This is a genomic window from Serratia sp. KG1D, from assembly GCF_037150675.1.
Lineage (GTDB): Bacteria > Pseudomonadota > Gammaproteobacteria > Enterobacterales > Enterobacteriaceae > Serratia > Serratia nematodiphila.
In genome coordinates this window covers 698,065-704,804 of the sequence record NZ_JBAGIH010000002.1, presented here as the reverse complement: position 1 = coordinate 704,804, position 6,740 = coordinate 698,065, and the positions used below count along the sequence as shown (strand labels likewise).

Sequence of the window (6,740 nt, the reverse complement as noted above, 5' to 3'; positions counted from 1 at the left end):
TTTGTTTTGTCTGTTATCTGGCGTTCTGCTCGAGCATGGGCATCCTGAGACGAATGGTGTAGGACAAATCCGCCGGGAGCGGATTTGAACGTTGCGAAGCAACGGCCCGAAGGGGGGCGGGCAGGAGGCCCGCCATAAACTGCCAGGCATCAAATAAAGCCGAAAGCCCTGAACTGACGTTCAGGGCTTTTTGCTATGGGAAAAATGCAAAGTCCCCGTTGTAACCCGCTTCAGCTTTCATCGTACTGTTTAATATTCATCACAAAACCTACGCATTGTTTCTCTGAATGTCAGATATTCTTCGTCCGCTATTAAGTTTGGCTGTTAACTTATAAATAACAATAAAGTAACAACCAGGGCGGCAGGAAGCCGAATTTCATCATTGCTATGGCTCGGAGAAAATATCATGACAGAAACAACCTCGGCTCTTGGGGATGAGCACGGCGTCGAACAGGGGGCGCTGGATAACAAGAAACGCATTTTCGCTATCGTCGGAGCTTCATCAGGCAATCTGGTGGAGTGGTTTGATTTTTATGTTTACTCCTTCTGTTCCATTTACTTTGCCGCCTCGTTCTTTCCGGCGGGCAACAGCACCACGCAGCTGTTGCAAACCGCCGGGGTATTCGCCGCCGGCTTCTTTATGCGGCCGATCGGCGGCTGGCTGTTCGGCTATATTGCCGACAAGCATGGCAGAAAAAACTCAATGCTGCTTTCAGTCTGCATGATGTGCGCCGGATCGCTGGTGATCGCCTGCCTGCCGACGTATGAATCGATCGGCAGCTGGGCGCCGGCGCTGCTGCTGATCGCTCGATTGTTCCAGGGGTTGTCGGTGGGCGGCGAGTATGGCACCAGCGCCACCTACATGAGTGAGGTGGCGATCAAGGGGCGGCGTGGCTTCTACGCCTCGTTTCAGTATGTCACGCTGATCGGCGGGCAACTGCTGGCGCTGCTGGTCTTGGTGATCCTGCAGCAGATATTGCCCGCTGAAGAGCTGAAGGCCTGGGGATGGCGTATTCCGTTTGCCCTGGGGGCCGTGTTGGCGGTGGTGGCGCTGTACCTGCGCCGCTCGCTGAATGAAACCTCCGATGCGAAGACGCGTAACCACAAAGATGCCGGTTCGCTGACGGGGTTGTGGAAAAATCGCAAGGCGTTCCTGATGGTGCTGGGCTTTACCGCCGCCGGTTCACTGACCTTTTACACCTTCACCACCTACATGCAGAAATACCTGGTGAACACCGCCGGTATGGACGCCAAGCTGGCCAGCGCCATCATGACCGTTGCGCTATTCGTCTTTATGCTGCTGCAGCCTGCAGTAGGCGCGTTTTCGGATAAAATCGGCCGTCGCAGCTCGATGCTGATCTTCTCAGCCTTCGCCACGGTGTTGACGGTGCCGATCCTGTTTGCCTTGAAAGAAGTGACCAACCCCTTTATGGCGTTCGGTCTGATCGTGTTGGCGTTGTTCGTTGTCAGCTTTTACACCGCGATCAGCGGGCTGCTTAAAGCCGAGATGTTCCCGCCAGAGGTGCGCGCGTTAGGGGTAGGCTTGTCTTATGCGGTGGCGAACGCCCTGTTCGGCGGTTCGGCAGAATATGTCGCGTTGTCGCTTAAATCATTCGGCGTGGAGAATGCCTTCTTCTGGTACGTTTCCGGCATGTGCCTGCTGGCGTTGCTGGTTTCGCTTCGGTTGCATCGCAAAGGCAAGGAGATACAGCTGTAATAAAAACCCCGGCCTTGGCCGGGGTCAGAGTACCGCTTACAGGATGCGGCTAATCAGCCGATCGATGCGGATACGGCGCAGACGCCGAATCAGCTTACGCACCTTGATCGGATACTGCTGAATGCTTTGCAGTTCCTGATAATGGGCGACTACAGTGGTATGAGTACGGATGCATTCCAGCTCTTTCTGCCGTTGCTCGCGCATCTCTTGCTTGGGATCGTGGATCAGAATGGCGTTTTCCAGATCCAGCCGCCAGGCGCGCGGGTTGAGGTTGTTGCCGGTGATCAGCTGCCACTCTTCGTCTACCCACATGCCTTTCAGGTGATAGCTGTTATCGCCATCCTTCCACAAACGCACGATCAGCTGCCCGGTGTCGATGTAACGCTGCAAGCGGCTCAGGAAGCGGCGCAGGTTAATCTCATACAGGTAGGGCAGCGCGCCGATGATTTTGAACGGCTGGTCTTCAGGAATATAGAAGTCGTTGGCGGTTTTATCGCCGACAATGATCTCCACCTGTTTACCCTGGCGCAGCAGATAAATGATGTTGCGCACCAGCAGCGCCGGCAGGTTGAAGTAGGGGGTACAGAGCGTCAGTTTCTGGTCGGCGCACGACATCAGGTGATGAATGGTTTTATTCAGCACGCTTTGCTTGCCAAGCCCAACCAGCGGCGTCACCGCCAGCTCATCGTTGCCGGCCTTGCCGCGGAAGTGGTAACCGGCGCGGCGCAGGGCGAAACGGAACAGGCGGGTCTCGTTTTTGATCTCCGGGCTTTTTGGCCGATCGCTGCGATCGAGGCGCTGTACGGCGCCGGCGGTGAGCAGATGCTGCTTGATGTAATCGATCAAGGTATCGGCCAGCACGCCGTTGGTGATCAGCTGATAGCGATCGTAACGGTATTTCTCATGCTGATGCAGATAAACGTCGTTGATGCTGGCGCCGCTGTAGATCGCGGTATCGTCGACCACAAAGCCTTTCAGGTGCAGTACGCCCAGCGCTTCGCGGGTATTGACCGGCACGCCGTAGATCGGCACCGACTGTTCCGGATGTTGGCTGGCCATGGCGCAGTACCAGTCGGCGTTGGTATTGGCGGCGGCGGCGCCGATGCGCCCACGCTGTGCGCGGTGCCAGTCGACCAGTACGCAGATTTCCAGCTCGGGCCGTCGCTGTTTGGCTTGATACAACGCATTGAGGATCTCGCGCCCGGCGTCGTCATGCTCCAGATACAGGGCCACCAGATAGATGCGTTGGGTGGCGTTGGCGATGGCGTCCAGCAGCGTGGTGCGAAAATCGGACGGCGCGTACAACGTACGAACATCAGCAACCGTCTGGGGGAGTTTGGGCAGTTGTGCAAGGTGTTGTTGATGTTTGCTACGTTTAAATTTTGACAACATCACAGTGCGTTTCTTCTCTCATGATTGATGGCCAGAACGCCACAGGCATAAAAACAATAAACCGAATAATCGGGCGATAATACCATTAGTTGCCCCGATTGTGCGTATGTTTTGGCGTTAAGTGGTGGATTCGTAGCGCATTGCGACGCAGGTCACTGCGCGTCGGCGGCCTGCAGCGGCAGCGTCAGATTGACGATGCCGTCCTCAAGCTGCACCTCGATGCCAAAGCCCAGCCGCTGCGCCAGTGCGATCATGCCGCGGTTATTCGGCATGGTGATGCCGCTCAGGCGGGTCAGGCCATGCGCGCGCGCATAGGCGATCATTTTCTCCAGCAACTGACGGCCCAGGCCCAGGCCTTTCAGGTCGGAACGCACCAGCACGGCGAATTCTGCGTCGGTGTTGTCCGGATCGGACAGCGCGCGGGTCACGCCGATGATCTCGTCTGCGCGCAGCGCCACAAAGGCCATTTCTCGATCGTAGTCGATCTGCGTCATGTTGGCCAAATCGTCATGGGTAAACTCATTGATCTCGCTGAAGTAGCGATAATAGAGGTCTTCCTTGGTCACCCGGTCGATGAAATGCTTCAGCGCCGGTTCGTCTTCCGGCAGGATCGGGCGGAACAGGCACTGGCTGCCGTCTTTCAACGCGATGGTCTCTTCCAGCTCATGCGGATAAGGGCGGATCGCCAGCCGCGCCTGCGGATCGCCGCTGAACGGCGCGAGCTGCATCGAAACGTCCAGCAAGGTGAATTCGCTGCCGGAGGCCAGCACCGGATGGATATCCAGCCGGGCGATCTCCGGGCAGTCGAGGATCAGGTTGGAGACCTGCACCAGCAAACGGCTTAGTCCAGGGATATCTAAAGGCCGCAGCGCGCTGCGCCCGCGGATCTTGCCGCCTTTCACCGCCTGCAGCACCAGATAACGCGCCAGCGCCATGTTCAGCGGCGGCAGCGCGACCGCCACCTGATTTTCCTGGCGCCATTCCACACCGCCTTCGCCCAGCATGATCAGCGGGCCGAAAATCGCATCCTGCTCTACCGCGATGCGCAGCTCCTGGGCGCCGGCGCGGTTGGCCATGCTCTGCACCAGCAAGCCGTGGATGCGCGCCTGAGGGTAGGTGCGTTTCACGCGGTCGAGGATCGCCTCCGCCGCGCGCTGCACTTCGGTCGCGGTGCGCAGGTAGAGCATGACGCCCTGAACTTCCGACTTGTGCGGGATATCCGGCGAGCGCAGCTTCAGCGCCACCGGGTAGCCGATCTGCTCGGCGATATGTACCGCTTCGGCGCTGTCTTCGGCGATCCAGGTCGGCAGGGTGCTCAGGTCATAAGCCTGCAGAATGGATTGCACCTCGTGGGTATCCAACTGGGTGGCGCCTTCGGCCAGCGCCTGATGGATCAGGCGGTGAGCGTCGGCGGTATTGGCGGTCAGGCCGACCGGCAGCGCCGGCGTCTCTTTCAGCTGCTTTTGGTTGCGGCGGTATTCCACCATATGCATAAAAGCGGTCACAGCGCCTTCCGGCGTGCGGTAGGTGGGAATGGCGGCCTCGGTAAACAGCCGGCGCGCCTCTTGAGAAGAGTATTCGCCGCACCAGTTGGTCAGCAAGGTGATGCGTTTGCCGCGCGCATGGCGGTGCAGCGCGTCGATCAGCCGCTGCGCCGTGGCGGTGCCCGGCGCCGCCGCGCTCGGCGCATGGATCAGCAGCAGCGCGTCATAGTCGTGGCTGTCGAGCAGCGCTTCAAGAGCCGCCAGGTAGCGCTGCGGCGTGGCGTCGTCGCGCAGATCGAGCGGGTTGCCGGCGCGAATGAAATCCGGCAGCGCATCGCTCAGCTTCGCCAGGCTCTCCTCGCTCAGCGTCGCCAGCTTGCCGTTGCGCCCGAGCAGCTCGTCCAGCGCCATCGCCGCCGGCGCCGCCCCGTTGCTGACGATCATCAGCCGTTCGCCGCGCAGCGGATGCATATGGCTGAGGGTTTCCACCGCTGAGAACAGCTCATGGGTATCCTGCACGCGCAGCAGGCCGGCGCGCTGGATGGCGGCGTCGTAAGCGGCGTCCAGCCCTTGCTGGCTGTTGAGCAGTAATTGCGCCTGTTGGCTGCGGCCGCTTTTGATCACCAGAATGGGCTTATTGCGTGAGGCGCTGCGCGAGGCGGAGAGAAAGCGCCGTGCGTCGCTGATGTTTTCCAGATACAGCAGGATGGCGCTGGTCTTGCCGTCGCGCGCCAAAAAGTCGAGCAGGTCGTCGACGTCGATATCCAGGCTGTCGCCCAGCGCAATGAAATAGGAGAAGCCGACTTCGCGCTGCTGCGCCCAGTCGAGAATAGTGTTGGCGACGGCGGCGGACTGCGAGATAAACGCCAGCTTGCCTTTTTGGATCGGCACCGGCGAGAAGCTGGCGTTAATGCCCTGCCACGGCGCCAGCAATCCCAGGCTGTTGGGGCCCAGCAGCCGCATGGCGTAGCGCTGCGCGCAGGCTTTCAGCTCGGTGAACTGTTCCGGTGGCGAAGAGAGCACGATGGCGGTTTTACAGCCGCGCTGCCCCAGCGCGTCGAGCAGCGCCAGATTACGCTTGGCGTGGGTGCAGATGATCGCCAGATCCGGCGTCAGCGGCAGGCTGGCGACGTCGGGATAGGCCATGACGCCGCATACCGCCTTGTAGCGCGGCGTAACCGGCAGGATGGGGCCGCCGAAACCGCCGGCCAGCAGGTTGCTCATCATCAGGTTGCCGGCGCGGCCCGGCTGCTGCGAAGCGCCCAGCACGGCGATCGATTTGGGACGTAGTAGCGCTTCTAACCCTCGCTGGCTCATGCACGGCTCCTTTTGGCAACGTTACGCCTGATTTTAGGCGCTTTATGGCTGCATTGCTGTGACCGGTGCCTCCGGTCGGGTCGGTTTTCCCGCCAGATACTGTTGACGGAAATAGCGAAAATGCTGATTCAACCCTTCGGCGGCCGGCAGATCGCCCGCCTGTTGCAGCAGGGCGGCGGCCACTTCCGCCGTGCAGTGTTGCTCGGCGCGGCTGGCTTCGCGCAGCTGGTAGTCTGATGCGGCGTCGACGTTGAGGGAAAACACCGGGAATTGATTGAGATACGGGCTTTTACGGAACATTTTGCGCGCCTCCGCCCAGGTGCCGTCCAGCATGATGAACAGCGGCGGTTTGCCGCCGACGGGCAGCGCGCTGAACACCGGCCGTTCGGCGTCGGCGTAGGACGCGGGGAACACCACATAAGGCTGCCGTGTCGGATCGTTGATGGCCGCCAGCAGGGCGGGATCGACCTCGGTGCGCGACCAGAGGAACGCCTGGGTGTCCGGCAGGATATCGGCGATCAGGCGGCCGGTGTTGCTGGGCTTGAGCGGCTCGGCGCCGAACATGATCAGGCAGAAACGGCTGCCGGCCTGCTGTGGGCGAATGGTGTCGCACAGGCAGTTTTTATGCGGCAGCAGGCAACCCTGACAACGCGCCACCCGGCAACCGCGCGCCAAAAAAGGGCGGGTGGCGCGGTCTAAACGGAATTGGCGCAGGCGAAGTACGGCGTTGTCGGTCATAACGATCCTGGGGAAAAACCGCTATTGTAACGCAGAAAAAAGCCCGCCGGGAGAGGCGGGCTCGATCGGGGGCGTTCGCGCGCGATGGCGGG

General features: G+C 60.2%; 4 protein-coding genes. 1 reads left to right on the top strand and 3 read right to left on the bottom strand.

From position 1 onward, the window contains the following. Positions 1-406: 406 nt before the first annotated feature. Positions 407-1,717 carry an MFS family transporter gene (locus WFM45_RS15135; protein WP_033632262.1) on the top strand — a complete coding sequence of 437 codons (1,311 nt, stop codon included), beginning with the start codon at positions 407-409 and terminating at the stop codon, positions 1,715-1,717. A gap of 36 nt (positions 1,718-1,753) precedes the next feature. Here WFM45_RS15135 and pssA read toward each other — a convergent pair whose 3' ends face one another. The 3 genes from pssA to WFM45_RS15120 form a co-directional block, all read right to left on the bottom strand. Continuing rightward, positions 1,754-3,109, bottom strand: coding sequence for a CDP-diacylglycerol--serine O-phosphatidyltransferase (gene pssA / locus WFM45_RS15130; protein WP_033632263.1), 1,356 nt, complete (start codon positions 3,107-3,109; stop codon positions 1,754-1,756). A gap of 152 nt (positions 3,110-3,261) precedes the next feature. Next, positions 3,262-5,910: a bifunctional acetate--CoA ligase family protein/GNAT family N-acetyltransferase gene (locus WFM45_RS15125; protein ID WP_085058836.1), complete on the bottom strand. Its 2,649-nt coding sequence runs from the start codon at positions 5,908-5,910 to the stop codon at positions 3,262-3,264. 42 nt (positions 5,911-5,952) lie between these two features. Next, on the bottom strand, positions 5,953-6,648 hold the full coding sequence (locus WFM45_RS15120; protein WP_049187045.1) for a tRNA-uridine aminocarboxypropyltransferase: 696 nt from the start codon (positions 6,646-6,648) through the stop codon (positions 5,953-5,955). Between the last annotated feature and the right edge of the window lie 92 nt (positions 6,649-6,740).

Excerpts from the sequence above, each read along its gene's own strand:
- WFM45_RS15135 (WP_033632262.1), top strand. The coding sequence starts at position 407 with ATGACAGAAACAACCTCGGCTCTTGGGGATGAGCACGGCGTCGAACAG.
- pssA (WP_033632263.1), bottom strand. The coding sequence starts at position 3,109 with ATGTTGTCAAAATTTAAACGTAGCAAACATCAACAACACCTTGCACAA.
- WFM45_RS15125 (WP_085058836.1), bottom strand. The coding sequence starts at position 5,910 with ATGAGCCAGCGAGGGTTAGAAGCGCTACTACGTCCCAAATCGATCGCC.
- WFM45_RS15120 (WP_049187045.1), bottom strand. The coding sequence starts at position 6,648 with ATGACCGACAACGCCGTACTTCGCCTGCGCCAATTCCGTTTAGACCGC.